Origin of the sequence: Corynebacterium sp. HMSC072G08 (genome assembly GCF_001809185.1) — a bacterium.
In the GTDB taxonomy this organism is placed as follows: Bacteria; Actinomycetota; Actinomycetes; order Mycobacteriales; family Mycobacteriaceae; genus Corynebacterium; species Corynebacterium phoceense.
This window is the reverse complement of sequence record NZ_KV796464.1, coordinates 64,181-80,813: the sequence shown is the minus strand read 5'-3', so window position 1 is coordinate 80,813 and position 16,633 is coordinate 64,181. Positions and strand designations below refer to the sequence as shown.

The 16,633-nt window shown below is 61.4% G+C and carries 17 protein-coding genes; 10 read left to right on the top strand and 7 right to left on the bottom strand.

The genetic code is table 11. The features are described from left to right. Positions 1 to 81: 81 nt before the first annotated feature. A complete protein-coding gene (locus HMPREF2559_RS12115; RefSeq protein ID WP_066512130.1) occupies positions 82 to 423 on the bottom strand; it encodes a winged helix-turn-helix transcriptional regulator in 342 nt (113 codons plus the stop codon). Positions 424 to 530: 107 nt separating this feature from the next. Here HMPREF2559_RS12115 and HMPREF2559_RS12110 point away from each other — a divergent pair, with 107 nt between their 5' ends. The 3 genes from HMPREF2559_RS12110 (at position 531) to HMPREF2559_RS12095 (ending at position 4,152) form a co-directional block, all read left to right on the top strand. Further along, entirely contained in the window at positions 531 to 1,157 is a 627-nt protein-coding gene (locus HMPREF2559_RS12110) for an NAD(P)-dependent oxidoreductase (RefSeq protein ID WP_068801529.1), read from the top strand. A gap of 158 nt (positions 1,158 to 1,315) precedes the next feature. After that, a complete protein-coding gene (locus HMPREF2559_RS12105) occupies positions 1,316 to 2,575 on the top strand; it encodes an alpha-hydroxy acid oxidase (RefSeq protein ID WP_068801530.1) in 1,260 nt (419 codons plus the stop codon). 740 nt (positions 2,576 to 3,315) lie between these two features. Then, entirely contained in the window at positions 3,316 to 4,152 is an 837-nt protein-coding gene (locus HMPREF2559_RS12095; RefSeq protein ID WP_068801532.1) for a DNA-formamidopyrimidine glycosylase family protein, read from the top strand. On the opposite strand, the gene HMPREF2559_RS12090 is transcribed toward HMPREF2559_RS12095, so the two are convergent. Both HMPREF2559_RS12090 and HMPREF2559_RS12085 read right to left on the bottom strand, forming a co-directional pair. After that, complete coding sequence (locus HMPREF2559_RS12090) at positions 4,149 to 4,955, bottom strand: PrsW family glutamic-type intramembrane protease (RefSeq protein ID WP_068801533.1); 807 nt, start codon at positions 4,953 to 4,955, stop codon at positions 4,149 to 4,151. The genes HMPREF2559_RS12095 and HMPREF2559_RS12090 overlap by 4 nt on opposite strands. Beyond that, positions 4,952 to 5,398, bottom strand: coding sequence for a hypothetical protein (locus HMPREF2559_RS12085; protein WP_141759235.1), 447 nt, complete (start codon positions 5,396 to 5,398; stop codon positions 4,952 to 4,954). The genes HMPREF2559_RS12090 and HMPREF2559_RS12085 overlap by 4 nt, the downstream gene beginning before the upstream one ends. Positions 5,399 to 5,485: 87 nt before the next feature. Between HMPREF2559_RS12085 and HMPREF2559_RS12080 the strand changes: the two genes are divergently transcribed. After that, positions 5,486 to 6,724, top strand: coding sequence for a sensor histidine kinase (locus HMPREF2559_RS12080; RefSeq protein WP_233423548.1), 1,239 nt, complete (start codon positions 5,486 to 5,488; stop codon positions 6,722 to 6,724). Further along, positions 6,721 to 7,347 (top strand): response regulator, encoded by a 627-nt coding sequence (locus HMPREF2559_RS12075; protein ID WP_068801535.1) that lies wholly within the window; start codon positions 6,721 to 6,723, stop codon positions 7,345 to 7,347. Before HMPREF2559_RS12080 ends, HMPREF2559_RS12075 begins: the two co-directional genes overlap by 4 nt. A 37-nt stretch (positions 7,348 to 7,384) precedes the next feature. On the opposite strand, the gene HMPREF2559_RS12070 is transcribed toward HMPREF2559_RS12075, so the two are convergent. After that, positions 7,385 to 8,614, bottom strand: a complete 1,230-nt coding sequence (locus tag HMPREF2559_RS12070) for an MFS transporter (protein ID WP_083297841.1) — start codon at positions 8,612 to 8,614, stop codon at positions 7,385 to 7,387. A 93-nt stretch (positions 8,615 to 8,707) separates the two neighbouring features. On the opposite strand from HMPREF2559_RS12070, the gene HMPREF2559_RS12065 reads away from it, so the two are divergent. From HMPREF2559_RS12065 to HMPREF2559_RS12055, 4 genes are all read left to right on the top strand, one after another. Continuing rightward, complete coding sequence (locus HMPREF2559_RS12065) at positions 8,708 to 9,121, top strand: YccF domain-containing protein (protein WP_068801536.1); 414 nt, start codon at positions 8,708 to 8,710, stop codon at positions 9,119 to 9,121. An 86-nt stretch (positions 9,122 to 9,207) separates the two neighbouring features. Continuing rightward, positions 9,208 to 9,621: a hypothetical protein gene (locus tag HMPREF2559_RS12060; RefSeq protein ID WP_068801537.1), complete on the top strand. Its 414-nt coding sequence runs from the start codon at positions 9,208 to 9,210 to the stop codon at positions 9,619 to 9,621. Positions 9,622 to 9,860: 239 nt separating this feature from the next. Next, positions 9,861 to 10,172, top strand: coding sequence for a type II toxin-antitoxin system Phd/YefM family antitoxin (locus HMPREF2559_RS12555; protein ID WP_077210045.1), 312 nt, complete (start codon positions 9,861 to 9,863; stop codon positions 10,170 to 10,172). Between the two features lie 23 nt (positions 10,173 to 10,195). Next, positions 10,196 to 10,501: a hypothetical protein gene (locus tag HMPREF2559_RS12055; protein ID WP_066487730.1), complete on the top strand. Its 306-nt coding sequence runs from the start codon at positions 10,196 to 10,198 to the stop codon at positions 10,499 to 10,501. 87 nt (positions 10,502 to 10,588) lie between these two features. Here HMPREF2559_RS12055 and pgi read toward each other — a convergent pair whose 3' ends face one another. After that, positions 10,589 to 12,220, bottom strand: coding sequence for a glucose-6-phosphate isomerase (gene pgi, locus HMPREF2559_RS12050; protein WP_070540913.1), 1,632 nt, complete (start codon positions 12,218 to 12,220; stop codon positions 10,589 to 10,591). A 136-nt stretch (positions 12,221 to 12,356) separates the two neighbouring features. Further along, the gene (locus tag HMPREF2559_RS12045; protein ID WP_066487746.1) at positions 12,357 to 12,731 is read right to left on the bottom strand and encodes a chorismate mutase; all 375 of its coding nucleotides are present in this window, start codon (positions 12,729 to 12,731) and stop codon (positions 12,357 to 12,359) included. A 118-nt stretch (positions 12,732 to 12,849) separates the two neighbouring features. Here HMPREF2559_RS12045 and pcrA point away from each other — a divergent pair, with 118 nt between their 5' ends. Next, positions 12,850 to 15,486, top strand: a complete 2,637-nt coding sequence (pcrA, locus tag HMPREF2559_RS12040; protein WP_083297840.1) for a DNA helicase PcrA — start codon at positions 12,850 to 12,852, stop codon at positions 15,484 to 15,486. 26 nt (positions 15,487 to 15,512) lie between these two features. On the opposite strand, the gene HMPREF2559_RS12035 is transcribed toward pcrA, so the two are convergent. Beyond that, positions 15,513 to 16,268 (bottom strand): M23 family metallopeptidase, encoded by a 756-nt coding sequence (locus HMPREF2559_RS12035; RefSeq protein WP_068801539.1) that lies wholly within the window; start codon positions 16,266 to 16,268, stop codon positions 15,513 to 15,515. Between the last annotated feature and the right edge of the window lie 365 nt (positions 16,269 to 16,633).

The window sequence follows — 16,633 nt, the reverse complement described above, 5'->3', positions numbered from 1 at the left end:
TGTTGCGTTTGGGGGCTGGTTTGGCGGCGTGAAGCGCCATAAACCCAAAGCTGGGTGAGCGGCGGAGCGTGGATACCAGTGCTAGACGATTTCCTTGGCAACCTGCTGCTGGTAGTGCGTGCCCCATTCGTCCATGGCGTCAAGGATGGGGCGCATAGACTGGCCGAGCGGAGTGAGCGAGTACTCGACGCGAGGCGGGACTTCGGCGAAGACCTCGCGGTGGACGATGCCGGTGTCTTCCATCTCGCGCAGGTTCGACGTGAGAACCTTCTGGCTAATGCCGGTCACGGAGCGCCGCAGCTCGTTAAAACGCATGGTGCCGTCGAGGAGATCGCGCAGGATCATGGCGCGCCAGCGGTTGGACAGAAGCGTGAGTGTCGTCTCGACGGGGCAGGCGGGCAAAGAAGTAAGCGGCTGTTTCATGGCTGTGAACTTGATAGTTTCTTTTTGGCTCCTACTTCCGTAAAGATACCACATGCGCGTAAGGTTGGCTTCAACGTTAAAGTTAAACCTACTGAAGGAGAACTCCCATGAAGATTGTCGTCATCGCTGCCAACGGCAAGGCCGGCCAGCGCATCGTCAAGGAAGCACAGGCCGCAGGCCACGACGTCACCGCCATCGTGCGTGGCGAGAACCGCTCCGCTGCAACGAACGTCATCACGCGCGACATTATGGACATCACGGCGGAGGACCTCGCTGGCTTCGACGCTGTCGTCAACGCCTTCGGCGCCTTTACCCCGGAGACGCTGCCGCTGCATACCAGGTCCGTGGCACACCTGGGCGACGTGCTCGCCGGTTCCGATGCTCGTCTCTACGTTGTAGGTGGTGCCGGTTCCATGATCGTGGACGATAAGGGCACCAAGCTGCTCGAGACTCCGGACTTCCCGAATATGTTCGTGCCGCTGGCTTCCGCACAGTCGGAGCAGCTCGATTACCTGCGTATGCGTGATGATTTCAACTGGACCTTCGTGTCCCCGGCTGCCGAGTTCGATGCCGAGGGTGAGCGCACCGGGAAGTTTGAGATTGTCGACTCCGACAAGTTCACCGTCGATGCCAACGGCAACAACGAGATTTCCTACGCTGACTACGCCGTGGGCATGGTCGCGCTCATCGAGGCTGGCTCCAACAACCACAAGCGTGTGAACATCCGCCACTAGGTTTCCTCGCATGCGCCCCCAGTGTCACTTCGGTGGCGCTGGGGTTTCGTGCTGTCTGGGGGAGGACCTCAGTTTGGCGCTATTTCTGTAGAAGAGTAGGAATGAAAGCAGGACCGCTTTCTACGGCCGCACTACGAACCACGAAGAGGAGAACCGTCATGCGTCTCAAGCGTCAATTGCCCCAAGTCTCAGAACTGAAGAACCTCATGCGCTTTGAGAGGCCGACCCTCGACCGTCGCGCCGCGCGCCTTGCGGAGGCCGCTGACGTGTGGGATCTCCGGAAGATTGCCAAGCGTCGCATTCCGAAGGCTGCCTTCGACTACGTGGACGGCGCCGCGCGCGACGAGGTTACCTATGACGAATCACGGGAGACCTTCCGCTCCATTCGTCTACTGCCTAACGTGCTCACAGGTGCCACGGAGCTCGACCTGTCCGTCGACATTGCGGGTGGGCGTTCCGCGCTGCCGTTCGGTATTGCGCCGACCGGGTTTACGCGCTTTATGCATGCCGAGGGTGAGGATGCGGGGGCATCGGCAGCAACGGCGGCGGGTATCCCGTTCACGCTGTCGACAATGGGTACTCGCTCCGTGGAGGAGGTCGAGCGGGCCTCCGGACGCGGGCGCCGCTGGTTCCAGCTCTACCTATGGAAGGACCGCACGGCCAGCGCGGAGTTGCTGCGTCGCGCGGCGGCGAGTGGCTACGACACGCTCGTCGTCACTGTCGATACCCCGGTCGCGGGCCAGCGCCTGCGTGACACGCGCAACGGCATGCGCATCCCGCCGCGGCTCACCGCCGGCACCGTTCTTGACGCCGCGTGGCGTCCGGAGTGGTGGTTCAACTTCCTCACGACGGACCCGGTCACCTTCGCGTCGCTGACCTCGACGACGGGTACTCTGGGTGAGCTCGTCAACACGATGTTTGACCCGGGTCTCAACTTCGACGATCTCGCGTGGATTCGCGAGCAGTGGGACGGAAAGATGCTCGTCAAGGGCATCGTCAACCCTGCTGACGCCCGCAAGGTGATCGAGCTCGGCGCCGATGGCGTGGTGGTTTCCTCGCACGGCGGCCGTCAGCTCGACCGCGTGGTCAATACGCTGCGCGCTCTCGAAGCCATCCGCGCCGAGCTCGGCCTCGACGCCGAGATCGTCTACGACTCCGGCATCATGTCCGGCACCGATATTGCGATTGCCCTAGCGCTCGGCGCGAACTTCGTGCTCATCGGCCGCGCCTACCTCTACGGTCTGATGGCGGGCGGGCGCGAGGGCGTGGATCGCACCATCGAGCTGCTCACCTCCGAACTGGAGACTGCCTGCACGCTGCTCGGCGTGTCCTCTGTGCGCGACCTGAAGCGCGAGCATGTCATCACGCCGTGGGAGAGTAGGGCGTCGGTGCCGGGAGTTACTTCCGGCCTCGCCTAAACGCAACGGCTTACGTTCTGTGTCTGTTCGGAGTTAACCGACAGTGCAGTGGTCCGCACAATTGGAGTTGGCTGAATCCGGGAACGAGCGTGATGCGGCGTGATAGTCGGGCCTGGGGAGACACCAGAAGCTGCGAAAAAGAAAGGGCGGGCCGTCGCATCACGTGCGGGGCCCGTTGCCTAATTGCCACTGAGTGGCTTCGCAACAACAATACCAACGTTGTCGTGTGCGGCGCCAAAATTCCCACGACGACGCACGGATTCTGCTCCGTTGCGAATATCCACAACGCTCCAGGGACGCTGGAGCTTTCTGTGATTTCGAGTTAGCTGCAAGCCCGCTGTGGGTGAGCACCGTAATCCAGATGTGCGCCACAGCAAAGCACAGGCTCGCGGCGGTGAGCAGGTGGTGACGCAGCACCGCGCCGCAACTGATGAACATGACGGCGGGGAGCAGCGCGCGTCCGCATCTCAAATCTGCCCACGCCGAGCGGGAGAACCACGAGGATTATGCACGCACAGCGGGCGATATTCTCGGCCACCGTGAGTGCGACGGGGACGTCCACCGGCGGTTGCGCGTCGCCGTTGCCGCCGGCGAGCGCCCCGATGATATTCGGTACGAGCAACACCACGAGTTGGTCGGCGCCGTAGGCGTTGAGTCAGTTGAATGTCATGATGACTCCTTACTGGTTCAGTGTAGGGCTGGCGTAGAATCGCCAGTCGTTAAAAAAGGAGTGATGCCGCGTGCCTGAGGGTGATTCCGTCCTGCAGCTGGCCGAACGCATGCAGTTCATGGTCGGCCGCGAGGTGACGAAGACCTCGGTGCGGGTGCCGCGCTATGCGTTGGCGCGCTTCGATGCGATGGAATGCGTGGCCGTGTGGCCCTACGGCAAACACCTTTTTATGGAATTCGCGGGGGCGGAGGGCGAACCGCTTATCCTCCACACGCACCTGAAGATGGAAGGGCAGTGGCATATCCACTACGCGGGGGATAGGTGGCGCGCGCCGGGGCATACCGCGCGCGTCGTGCTGCGCTTGGCCAACGAGCCGCGCGATATTGAGGTTGTCGGCCACACGCTAGGCTTCGTCGAGGTCTATCCTGAGTCGGATTACCTAGGGCGCATCGAGCATCTGGGCCCAGACATCCTCGACCCGGACTGGGAGACAAATGGCGGGCGCGAGGAGGCGATCCGGCGCATCGAGGCGCGGCCCGACCGTCCCATCGGCGCGGCGCTGCTCGACCAGAAGAACGTCGCGGGCATCGGCAACGAGTACCGCGCCGAGGCCTGCTTTATCGCGGGCATGCATCCCGCGGAGCGTGTCGGCGACGTCGACGTCGAGAAGATCATGGATGTCTCGCGGACAATCATGTGGGCCAACAGGTTCTCGCCCATCCGAGTCACGACCGGTGTGCGGCGCGCCGGGGAGACGACGTATGTCTTCGGTCGCAATAATGCGCGCTGCCGACGCTGCGGCACGCCCATCGAGAAGGGAGTGCTCGGCGGCGTCGACGCCAATGGCGATGAAGGCGAACTAGAGCGGATTATTTGGTGGTGTCCGTACTGCCAGGGGACGGCTTAGTTCTTTGCCGGTACCAGGGGACTGTGTGCTGGGGCATCTGAAACATCTGATTGGCTGAGCTTTCGCTCACGGCGCGCGGAGCGAACCAAGCGGATATAGAGCCAGATGCACGTAGTCCACGTGCCTGCGACGACGCAGAACGACGCGATAATCGGCCAATTCGCGTCGGGGAAGGTGGAGGCCAGCGAGGGGAAGAGATTATTAAGCGTGTGCAGGGCGACGCCAAGCAGCCACCACAGGAAGGGGTTCTTGCGTGATAGTCCGAATGCTGCGAGACCGGTATAGAGCGCATGCCCAAAGGGGTTCCCGAACGTTCGGATAGAGACGCCCGCTGCAGCGCCGACGGTATCGGAATCAAGATCGTAGAGGGTAATGCGCGCAATAAAGGCGAAGTCTTCAACAATGGCAAATCCCATTCCCACCGCGATACCGACAAAAACGTAGTCTCGCGCCCGTTCGGGTTTGATGAAGTAGGTGCAGATGAGTAAGACACCGATGAACTTGAGTGTTTCCTCGTTGAGCGGTGCGAATCCTGCGGCGTCAAGCCATTGCAAATGGAATTTGGCTTGTATTTCGTCGAGTTGAGTGCCAAAGAATACAGCGGGACCGGTACAGGCGATGCCCCAGATGAAGCCAAGTACGGCGCCCTTATGTTTGCGGAGTATGAGCCACGAGATGAACAACAGGACGAGGCCGTTGATGAGACCGGCGAGGAGGCTGGCCTGGAGATACGGAAGCTGGAGCTGAAAGTGGACCGAGGAGGCGAGGCCTACGGTTACGAGTAGGTAGTAGAGGATTCTCATGCGTGCTCCTTGATGCGCTCGGCGTATTTCGCGGCATTCGGGCCGTCGAGATGGAAGAAGTCTTTGTCACCATCGCGGTCTAGACCGACGGTGATGTTTCCGAAGTCCTCGATTTGGTACACGCCTTGTCCGCGATCGTCGACGACGGCCTGTGGGAGCTGCGACGTGTAGTTGAACGCGCGATGTTGCCGCGGGAGGTATTCGTTGGGTTCTTGGGAAGTCTTGCTGCTCTTGGCATAAATCGTGACGCCATCGCATTCCCAGCTAGGAGTATCTTTCAGGTAGCCGAGGCCTTGCTCGCATTCCAATCCGGGGATTTCCAGGTTGTGAAATGCTACGGCGCTGGTGGGGTTGTGCGGATCGGGCAGAAAAGCGTTGGCTACAGGGACGCCGGCGAAGTAGACGGCGGCGAGAGCCATGATGGTAGGTACTTTCTTGTGCATGTCTTCAACGCTAGAAACGACGCTGTCCGAAACAATCCACCCTGGGGTGGATTTAACGCCGAGTAGGCGTTACTACTCTGGGTGGAGATGACACTTAAAAACTGGTTGCACCAACGGGCCTACGCAAAACACCTCCACGAATTACAAGGAGTAACGAGATGGCGGCGCGTAGCGCTCATTGTCTTTTGTGTGCTTGCGGACGTAGGGATGCTGGTGTGGATGTTCGTCGGTTTCGACCGGCGCGACGGTTCCGAATGGAGCGACACGTCGATGAACTACGCAGCCATAGCGGGAATTGTGACGGTTGCTTCGTGGTTCCTTTTGCCGCTGGCTTTGCGCCACGTACCACGCGAATACAGCCCGTACGAAAACTACCCGGGGCCGTTGATCTCTCTGGTGTCCGCGGTGATGATCTGCGCAACGGCAGGCCTCCATCAGCTCGCCGTGAGCGTCTACGTCGTTTATATCTCCCTCGTCTCGCGCGGCAACGTGCGGTGGGGCGTGGCCGGGCTCGTAGCGATGACTGCGAGCCTGGGAGTCAAGGTCTACGATCCCGATGCGTTCGAGACGATCCCCATGAGCGTGTTTGGATATGGCCTGCTGTGGTGTGTATTCGTTCTTTCCGGGTTCCTCATAGGCGTAGCCCGGCATAATCGCAGAGAAAAGCAGAGCATTCTTGTCGCTCAGGCAGAACTCAACGAGGAAAAGTTGCAGGCAGGTACAGAAAAAGCCCGGCAAGAAGAACGCGAGAGAATTGCTCGTGACATGCATGACTCGCTCTCACACAGACTGAGCCTCATCTCCGTCTTTGCCGGCGGACTTGCCTATCGCGACGATTTGAGCCGAGAACAAGTAGCCGAGTCAGCGGCGACAATTCAATCTGAAGCAGAGCACGCAGTGGATGACTTGCGCCGGGTGCTGCATTCGTTGCGCTTTGATGACCGGATTGATCCCCGCACTAGTCTTGAGGACCATGTTGCACGTGCACGCGCTACCGGGACCAAAGTAGCGGTCAATTATGTTGACGATTGCACCGGTGAGCTATCAACGATGGGTGTCCACGCGCTGAGCCGCGCAGTGCAAGAAGGCCTAACCAATGCGCGCAAATACGCGCCGGGGCACAAGGTCCACATCGAGGTAGACCGCGAGGACGACATGGCACGAGTAACGATGCGGAATCGAAAAGCCGAGAAAGTGCTCGCTACAGGAGGCGGAAACGGACTAATGGGTATGCGTGAGCGCGCACGTTTAGCAGGAGGGCGATTAGACGTCCATGACGATGAGGAATTTAGCTGGAGTTTGTACTTGCCGTTGGAGGAACGATGATCTCGGTTGTATTGGTTGATGACGAGGAACTGTTGCGGAGCGGAATTCGACTCATTCTGGAAGGCGCAGGCGATATTGAGGTAGTAGGCGAAGCGAGCAATGGCCGCGACGGAGTCGCCCTGGTTACTGAGCGTCGACCTGACCTAGTTTTGATGGATATCCGGATGCCGGTCATGGATGGGATCGAGGCAGTCAAGAAGCTCAAGTCTGCTGTTCCCGATATACCCGTTGTTATGCTGACGGCCTTTGATGCCGATGCATTCATCGTGGATGCACTGCATGCCGGGGCGATGGGGTTCTTATTGAAGACGACGGGGCCGGAGGCGCTCGTTGCTTCGGTGCGCGCTGTAGCAGAAGGCCAACAGCTTTTAAGCCCAAAGGCTCTGGCCAAGCTATTGGCTACGCCGCATGAGGCTCCCGCAGAATCCCTGGATGTGGAGGGGCTCAGCACACGCGAAAACGATGTCGCGCAGCTGATAGCTGAAGGACTTGATAACACTGAAATCGCCGAGCAGCTCTATGTCTCCGTGGCGACGGTCAAGACGCACGTCAAGCACATCTTGGAAAAAATTGGTGGGACCAACCGAGTCCATATTGCCATCGCGGTACTAGAGCGGCGGTAATTGATAGATACGTGGTGCGACGGATCCGTTCTGCGGTTTAAGCGGTACGAGGGAGTTGATCCTCGACGTAGGTCTGGCGGGATGCGAAGTAGCCGGCGACGAGGGTAACGAGTCCGATGGCGGCCATGACGGCGAGCGGAATAAAGAAGGAGCCGGTGGCCTCGCGTGCGGCGCCGGTGAGCAGTGGGCCGAGCGAGGCGAAAGTATAGCCGACGCCCTGGCCGAAGGAGGTGAGCGCGGTGGCGCCCTCGAGGGTGCGTGCCCTGATATTGACGAGCACAATGGCCATGGGGAAGAGGACGGTACCGACGGCGGCGAGCGTGACCCAGAGCCACGGCGCTGCGAGCGGGGCGAAAGCAAGGCCCAACATTGCGGCAGAAAAGAAGACCGCGGACATGATGACGACGGGGAAGACGTTATCCAGGCGCCCGGCGAGCCATGGGCCGGCGATCGTGACAGGAATGCCGAGAACACTAAAAAGAGCGAGCATATTCGCGCCGTACTGCGCGGTGTGGCCCGCGTCGGTGAAGATCTGCGGGATGAACGTCATCATCGTGTAGGCCACCAGCGAATTGGAGCCGAACATGAAGGCCATGCCGACGCCGATGGTGGTGCGCCACACCGGCAGACGGAAGTTGGGCTCGGGCGCGGTGTCGATGGGGTTCGGGCCGCGGTGGATGAGCAGCGGCATCCAACTTACTGCCGCGATGGCGGCGAGCACACCCCAGGAACCAAGCGAAATCTGCCAGCCGGGCAGGCCCATGTTCTCCGCCCAGTCCATCATGGGTACGGCGACAACGGGTGCTGCGGCGAGCATGATCTGACTCGACATCATGAAGGTGAGCGACATGCTGGGCACGTGACGCGGGAAGTATTCGCGCACGACAAGCGGCATGGTCGCGTTGAGGATGCCGATGGCAAACAGCGCGATGAGTGAGCCGACGAGCAACAGCCACTCGTTGGGATAGACGACGCGCAGGAGCTGGCCCACGGCGGTAAGTCCGAGCGAGAGGAGCATCATCTCGCTGAGCGTGAAGCGTGCCTTGATGCGGGGGAGCACGAACGCCGAGGCCGCGAACATCGCAGTGGGCACCGTGCCGATGATGCCCACCATGGTTCCGCTCATGCCGGTGGAGGCTTGGATCTCCGGAATGAGTGGGGAGATCGCCGTGATGACGGAGCGCAAATTGACCGCGGCCAGGATGATAGCGATGAGTGCAGTGATGCGCGGATAGCGGATGTTCTTATGCGGGGGAGGTGTGCTCATGATGGTGCTTCATCTTAGGTGCTGGTTACGCTGGTGGCGATCCGAGCGTTCCACCCCTGTGCCCTGCAGGTCTGTGCGGCTAGGCTGGGGCTCATGAAGACGATTCTCAACGTGATTTGGTTTATCTCCGGCGGCTTCCTCCTCGCCTTGGGCTACTTCCTGGCAGGCATCCTCGCCTGCATCTTCGTGGTCACCATCCCCATGGGCGTGGCCTCGTTCCGCATGGCACGCTTTGCCCTGTGGCCCTTTGGCAAGACCGTCGTGCAGCCTGCCCGAGGCACCGGCGGCATGTCGGCCGTCTCCAACGTGATGTGGTTTATCGTTGCAGGTCTCTGGCTGGCCATCGGCCACGTCGCCACCGCGCTCGCGCAGACCGTGACCATCGTGGGTATCCCGGTGGCCCTGGCTAACCTCAAGATGATCCCGGTGACCTGCTTCCCGTTCGGCCGCAAGATCGTGGACTCGGATGTCATCCCGCACGGCTGGGAGCCCATGATCAAGCTCTAAGAATTTTCTCCAGAAACCGGCTATCGGCAGCGGAAATGGGATAGGCTGAGGACAACTTAGTTCTCATTTTTTACAAGGAGTTCGTCATGCCTGGTTTTAGCCTCGATAAGCTGCAACAGTTTGCCGGCCCTGCCGCCGCGGTGGTCGCGCTCATCATCACGCTGATCGCTTCCCTCGTGCCGGGACTCGGCTCGAGCGCCCCGACCGAGACGAAGGGCACCGTCATCTTCACCGTCGTAGACCGCGCCGGCCTTCCCATGCGCTGTTCCTACACGAGCACGTGGCCGGAGATCCAGACCGAGGAAGCCAAATTCACCGCGGAGAACGGCACCGTGGGCTTCGATGCCCCAGCCGGCACCACCGTGGAGGTGAACTTCGACTGCCCGGCCGGCAAGGCCACCGCCAGCGCCACCGCACCGGAGACCGGCGTCGCACAGAAGAAGGTCACTGTGGACGGCTTTGCGTTGAGCTCGAAGGATGAGGGATCGAGCGCAGCGTAAACGCAGACCACACTGGAAATGTAGGGACGCCACGGTTGATGTGGGCGTCCCTATTTCTTATAGACACCTCCGCGCGCACCGAGGGGAAAATCTCGATGACGAGTTGTCCGTGGTCAACGGTGTACACCACGCGGTACCTTCCCACGCGGATGCGAAAGTCCCCTCGCCCTTGGAGTTTCTTGTAGCCCGTGGGAATGGATCGGTCGCGAGAGCATCGATGGCATCCTGCATGGCGGAGTATGCAGCGGGAGCACCGCGACGAATTGGGCGTCACTATTGATGAAAGTCGCTTTACTGGGAAGCAGACGATCGTTACCCGCAATGGGAAACGCGTTGCGGCAATCGTTGCCGTTAGCGATCTAGAAAGGCGTGAGGAGCTCGAAATGGAAGCGGATGTTGCTGCCTTTGATGAAGCTCGTCGGGCTGATGATGGCAAGCGCATACCGTGGCGGGATATCCGTGATTCCTCAAGCGCTCGCGACGGAATTTTTGGTTGCCGCGGTCACCGCGTGAGCGCACTGAAAATAGGATTCTCTTCGCTGAGTGCTTAGACATACAGAGAAAGGACAGCGCTATGGGATTCGGTGGAGCCTTCTATAGAAGGGACTCGGACGGGCGCCCGTGGGTGCCGCCGTGGTGGTTCTCCTTCGTCATCCTTCCCTTGTTGGTCATCGCGACGTTCTATGTAAGCCAGGTGACCGGCTGGGGCGGGGTGGCGTCCTCCAATGAGGAAGGCGTGCCGTGGAGCGAGGTGACTTCGGACGGAGTGATTCTCTACGTCGTGGGGTTCATGGCGTTCTACTTCGTCCTCGTGCTGCCCATCTTCGTAGTCCGCAGGCACCTGTGGGATAAGAAGCAGCAGGACGCGTCCCAGTCCTAAAAAGAAACCCTCAGTTCCACCGCGATGGTGAACTGAGAGTTTCTCCTTTGTGCGCCACCGGCGAGGCCGGGGACGCGCGATGTGGTCTTAGCGGTTCTGGCGGTACCAGCGCACGAGCTCGTCAGTGGAGGTGTCGCCGGAGTTGACCTCTTCCTTACCGGAGACGGCCGGGGCCAAGTCATTCGCCTGCTGCTTGCCCAACTCCACGCCCCACTGGTCGAAGGAGTTGATGTGCCAGATCATGCCCTCCGTGAACACGATGTGCTCGTAGAGGGCGATGAGCGCGCCGAGGGCGTGCGGGGTGAGCTCCTCGGCGAGCAGCGTGGTGGTGGGGCGGTTGCCCGGCATGACCTTGTGGGGGACGACCTCGGGGTCGACGCCTTCGTTGGCGATCTCCTCGGCGGTTTTACCAAAAGCCAGGACCTTGGTCTGCGCGAAGAAGTTGCCCATGAGCAGGTCGTGCATGGAACCCGAGCCGTCCGCAGTGGGGAAGTCCTTACGAGGGCGGGCAAAGCCAATAAAGTCAGCCGGGATGAGGTGCGTGCCCTGGTGCATGAGCTGGAAGAAGGCATGCTGGCCGTTGGTGCCCGGCTCGCCGAAGTAAATCTCGCCGGTGTTGTAGTCCACATCCTTGCCGCCGTGGCACACGGACTTGCCGTTGGACTCCATGGTCAGCTGCTGCAGGTACGCAGGGAAGCGGGCGAGGTCCTGGGAGTAGGGGAGCACGGCGTGCGTCTGCGCCCCCAGGAAGTCGGTGTACCAGACGCCGAGCAGACCCATGAGGACAGGAACGTTCTCCTCGAGCGGTGCGGTGCGGAAGTGCTCATCCATGGCATGCATGCCAGCGAGGAACTCGCGGAAGTTCTCCGGGCCGATGGCGGCCATGAGCGACAGGCCAATGGCGGAGTCAACGGAGTAGCGGCCGCCCACCCAGTTCCAGAACCCAAACATGTTCGCGGTATCGATGCCGAACTCGGCGACCTTCTCCGCGTTGGTGGACACGGCGACGAAGTGCTTGGCGATGGCCTCGGTGTTGCCGTCGTAGGCCTCGAGCGTCCAGCGGCGTGCCGCGTGGGCGTTGGTGAGGGTTTCCTGCGTGGTGAAGGTCTTGGAGGCGACGATGAACAGGGTGGTCTCCGGATCGAGGTCCGCGAGGTTGGCCGCCATATCGGATGGGTCGACGTTGGAGACGAAGCGCGCCTCAATATCGCCGGCGAGGTAGGTGCGCAGCGCCTTGTAAGCCATGGCCGGGCCGAGGTCCGAGCCGCCAATACCGATATTGACGACGGTCTTAATCTTCTTACCGGAGTGGCCGGTCCAGGAGCCGTTGTGCAGGGAGGCGACGAAACCTTCCATGCGGTTGAGCACTTCCTGGACATCGGCGTCTACGTCCTGGCCATCGACGGTGAGCTTGGTGCCCGCCGGAGCACGCAGTGCGGTGTGGAGGACGGCGCGGTCCTCGGTGGAGTTGAGGTGCTCGCCCGCAAACATCTTGTCGCGGGAAGACTCGATGCCCGCCGCGTGGGCCATGTCGAGGAGCGCGTCACGCACAGCGTCGTCGATGAGGTTCTTCGACAGATCGACGTGCCAACCAGCGGCGTCGAACGTCCAGTTCTTCGTGCGGTTGGGATCTGTGGCGAAGAGCTCACGCAGATTCGGGCGTGGAGCTGCGGCGAGCTCGGTGAGAGCGTTCCATTGAGGGTTCGACGTAATGGACATAAGGCGGGGCCTTCCTTCGCTTATTCAGGCGGGGTCTTTTACATCTTCCTACCGTAGTCCAAAAGTTTCACGCACGAGCGGGCAAAGATAGCGAAAAATGGTGCCCGATCGGGGATTTTCGCCACAGCGCGCGTGTCTAGCCCAGGCGCCCGCGGCCCATGCGTAGCAACGCTGACGCGATGGCGGGGCCTTCCTCGCCCAACTCATCGCGGAATTGGTTGATGATCTGCACCTCGCGGGTGTGGACCAGGCGCGTGCCGCCGGAGCTCATGCGCGTGCGCCCGATGGCTTGGGAGACCTGTTGGCGGCGCTTGGCGGCGTCGAGGATGATCCGGTCCATGCGGTTGATCTCCTCGCGGTAGCGCTGGATCTCCGCGTCGGAGAGGGGATCGTCCGTGCCGGACGGCATGCGGACGTCAAAGTCAGACTCGACGTTCGGGGTGGTCGTGCCGGTCTCGGGGATGTCGGTGCCCTCGGGGAAATCGGTACCGGAGTTAGTGTCAGCGCTCATGCGCTCATAATGTAGTCGCGGACACACCAAAAGCCAAGCATAGGGGCAAGATAGGGGCGGGTGTTCGGGCGTGGGGAACGACTCGTGTCGGCGGCTGCTAGTACGGTTGTAAGCCATCATGGATAACGCGTCTCCTTTTAACTCGAACCCTGCCTCGAAGTCGGACTCCGGCTCCACGCGCAACGTCGGCCAGAATCCCTTTGGCGGAGATAGTGCCGCGCGTGCGTCGCAGGCACCCGTGCCGGGCTTCCGTCCGCGCACCCAGGGCGGTTTCGGCGCGCCCGCGGGCGCTGCAGAGGCCGCCAGTAACGGCCAGCCAGCGGGGGAGGACCCACTCGTTGCGGGTCTCAACCCCCAGCAGAAGGAAGCCGTGGAGCACATCGGTGCGCCGCTGCTCATTGTGGCAGGCGCGGGCTCAGGCAAGACGGCGGTGCTTACGCGCCGCATCGCGTACCTCATGCATCGCCGCGGCGTGCAGCCGTGGCAGATCCTCGCCATCACGTTTACCAACAAAGCGGCGGCGGAGATGAAAGAGCGCGTGGGGCAGCTGGTAGGTCCCGTTGCGGAGCGTATGTGGGTCTCCACGTTCCACTCCATCTGTGTGCGCATCCTGCGCCAGAACGCGCAGCTTGTGCCGGGGCTGAACACGAACTTCACGATCTACGACAGCGATGACGCGCGCCGGCTGCTCACCATGATTGCCAAGGACATGCAGCTGGACCTGAAGAAGTACACCGGCCGTGTCCTCGCCAACCAGATTTCAAATCACAAGAATGAGCTCGTCGGTCCGGAGGAGGCGCTCGCGGAGGCCTCGAAGACGAAGAACCCGTTCGATACAACAGTCGCGCAGGTCTTCGCCGAGTATCAGCGCCGCCTGCGCGCGGCCAACGCCGTGGACTTCGATGATCTCATTGGTGAGGTCGTGCGCATCTTCACCCAGCACCCACAGGTGGTGGACTTCTATCGTCGGCGTTTCCGCCATGTGCTCATTGACGAGTACCAGGACACCAACCACGCGCAGTACCGTCTTGTCTCCGCGTTGGTCGGCGATGGCGTGGCACCCAATCCGGAACTGTGCGTCGTTGGCGACTCGGACCAGTCTATCTACGCCTTCCGCGGCGCGACCATTCGCAATATCGAGGAATTCGAGCGCGACTACCCGCAGGCGCGCACGATTTTGCTCGAGCAGAACTACCGCTCGACGCAGAATATCCTCAACGCCGCGAACGCCGTCATCGCGCAGAACGAGCACCGCCGCGAGAAGAACCTGTGGACCGCCCACGGGGAGGGGCCCAAGATCATCGGTTACGTCGCGGACAACGAGCACGATGAGGCCCGGTTCATCGCCCAGGAGATCGACCAGCTCGCGGATAGCGGACGCAACTACTCCGATATCGCGGTCATGTACCGCACGAACAACGCGTCGCGCGCGGTGGAGGATATCTTTATGCGCTCGGGCATCCCGTACAAGGTGGTCGGCGGCACGCGCTTCTACGCGCGCCGCGAGATCCGCGATATCGTGGCCTACCTGCGCATCATGGATAACCCGGATGACACGGTGAGCCTGCGCCGCATTATCAACGTGCCCAAGCGTGCGATCGGCGACGCAGCCCAGGGCCACATTGCGGTCCATGCGGACAATATGGGGGTGAGCTTTGGCCGCGCGCTTGTCGATGCCGCCGTGGACAAGGTCCCAGGCCTCGGCGCCCGTGCACGCAACGCGGTGGGGCGCTTCAATGAGATGATGGATGGCCTGCGCGCACAGCTGCCGGGCATGACCAATGAGGTGACAGGGCAGCCGGATCTGGGTGAGCTCATCACGGCGATCCTCGAGGCGACGGGATATAAAGAACAGCTCGAGCAGTCGAATGATCCACAGGATGGTGCGCGCCTCGATAACCTCAACGAGTTGGTTTCCGTCGCGCGCGAGTTCTCCTCGGAGGCCGCGAACCAGATGGCGTTTATGGATGACGACGATAAGGACTTGCTAAAGCAAGCCGAAGAAGACGGAGAAGCCGCGCCGGGCTCCCTGCAAGCCTTCCTGGAGAAGGTCTCGCTGGTCGCTGACGCGGATCAGATTCCGGACTCCGAACAGGGAGTCGTGACACTCATGACGCTGCATACCGCCAAGGGCTTGGAGTTCCCAGTCGTCTTCCTCACCGGCTGGGAGGACGGCCAATTCCCGCACATGCGCTCCCTCGGAGACCCGAAGGAGCTGAGCGAAGAACGCCGTCTGGCGTATGTCGGCATCACGCGTGCCCGTGAGCAGCTGTATCTCACGCGAGCAATTCTGCGTTCGTCGTGGGGCAATCCCTTGACGAACCCGGCCAGCCGCTTCCTCGGCGAGATCCCGGAAGATCTCATCGACTGGCGCCGCGAAGAGCCCGATTCCAGTTTGTCCAGCTCCGGTCACGGAGCTGGAGCGTGGGGCAGTGGTGGAGACGATTATTCTTATGGCCGCAGCTTCGGCCGTGACTGGTCGGGGTACGGGAGCAGCCGCGGTGGCGGCTCGCGTGGTTCCGGGTCGTCCGCGTCTTCCCCAACGCAGCGGCGCCGTGAACCGTCCTCGTCCATGCCAAAGAACAAGAATCTTCACCTTGAGGTCGGCGACCGCGTCAACCATGCCAAGTACGGACTCGGCAAGGTGGTGGCCGCCAGTGGCACCGGCGCTCGCGCGACGGTGACCATTGATTTTGGCTCGGCGGGCACGGTCCGACTCATGCTCATCGGTGGTGTGCCGATGGAAAAGCTTTAGACCGTGCGCGGTAAGCCGGGCTGCAACTAGAAGTTAATGCCCTGCTCGGCGAACCAAGCCTGCGGATCCACCGGCGTGGTGCCGTCCGGGTGAATCTCGAAGTGCAGGTGCGGGCCGGTGGACTGGCCCTCGCTGCCGATGGACGCAATCTGCTGGCCGGCGCTCACGCGCTCACCCACGCCCACGAGTAGGGAGCTGGCCTGCATGTGGCCGTAGACCGACACGGAGCCGTCGTCGTGCTGGACGCGAATCCAGTTGCCGAAGCCCTGTGCGGGGCCCGAGCTGATGACGGTGCCGTCCATGACGGAGACAATCGGTGTGCCAATCGGGTTGGCGATGTCGATGCCGTTGTGCATCACACCCCAGCGCTGACCGAAGCCGGAGGTGTAGGTACCCGAAGTCGGGAAGACCACCGTGGCGCCGGAGGCCGTGCGGCCGCGCATGCTCGTGTTGAGCGCACCCGTGCTCGTCGACGGAGCGAAAGCCTCAGCCAGGCCCGGCACGATGGACGGGTCCAGCACGATGTTGAGCTCGTTGGTCTCTGCTTTGTAATCGATAGTCGGCACAACGCCCTCGTTGAGGACGCCGTTCGCCGCCTGAGCAAAGCCGATGGCGGCGCCCAGGAGGCCAGCACCGTCCACGGCTCCGTTTGACTCCGATTGGGACGACCCTTGCGAGACGTTGAAGGAGGCAACGGGGGTTTGCGCCGTGGCGGCCGGGGCGACGCCGAGCGCCGCGATGAGTGCGGCGGCGGCGAGGCCCGTGCGGTGGGTGCGCTTCATAAAAAGAGTCCTTTTCGGGTTGGACAAAATTCCAAAAAACTACTGCCAGTGGCCGTCGGCGTGTCGCTCCACGATTTCCGGCCACGTTATGGCAACGAAATAAAAGCTATCCCGTGGGTCCGCCATTGGCAACACGTCAAAATATGCAGGTAAATGCCCCAAATTCGAAAACCATTCGAACATGCCAGCGTGTTACGCATGTTACTAATGTGAAAGGTGTTACAACTGTAAAGTCTCGATTTAGCGAACGGGGGTAAGGGTCGGGGGTGGCTAAATATCGTCTCTGTAACATTCAGTATCCTCCCAGCTCATCAGCATCTCCGAACGCTGCACACAGAAGAAATCCCTGCGCACGCGAGAGTGTG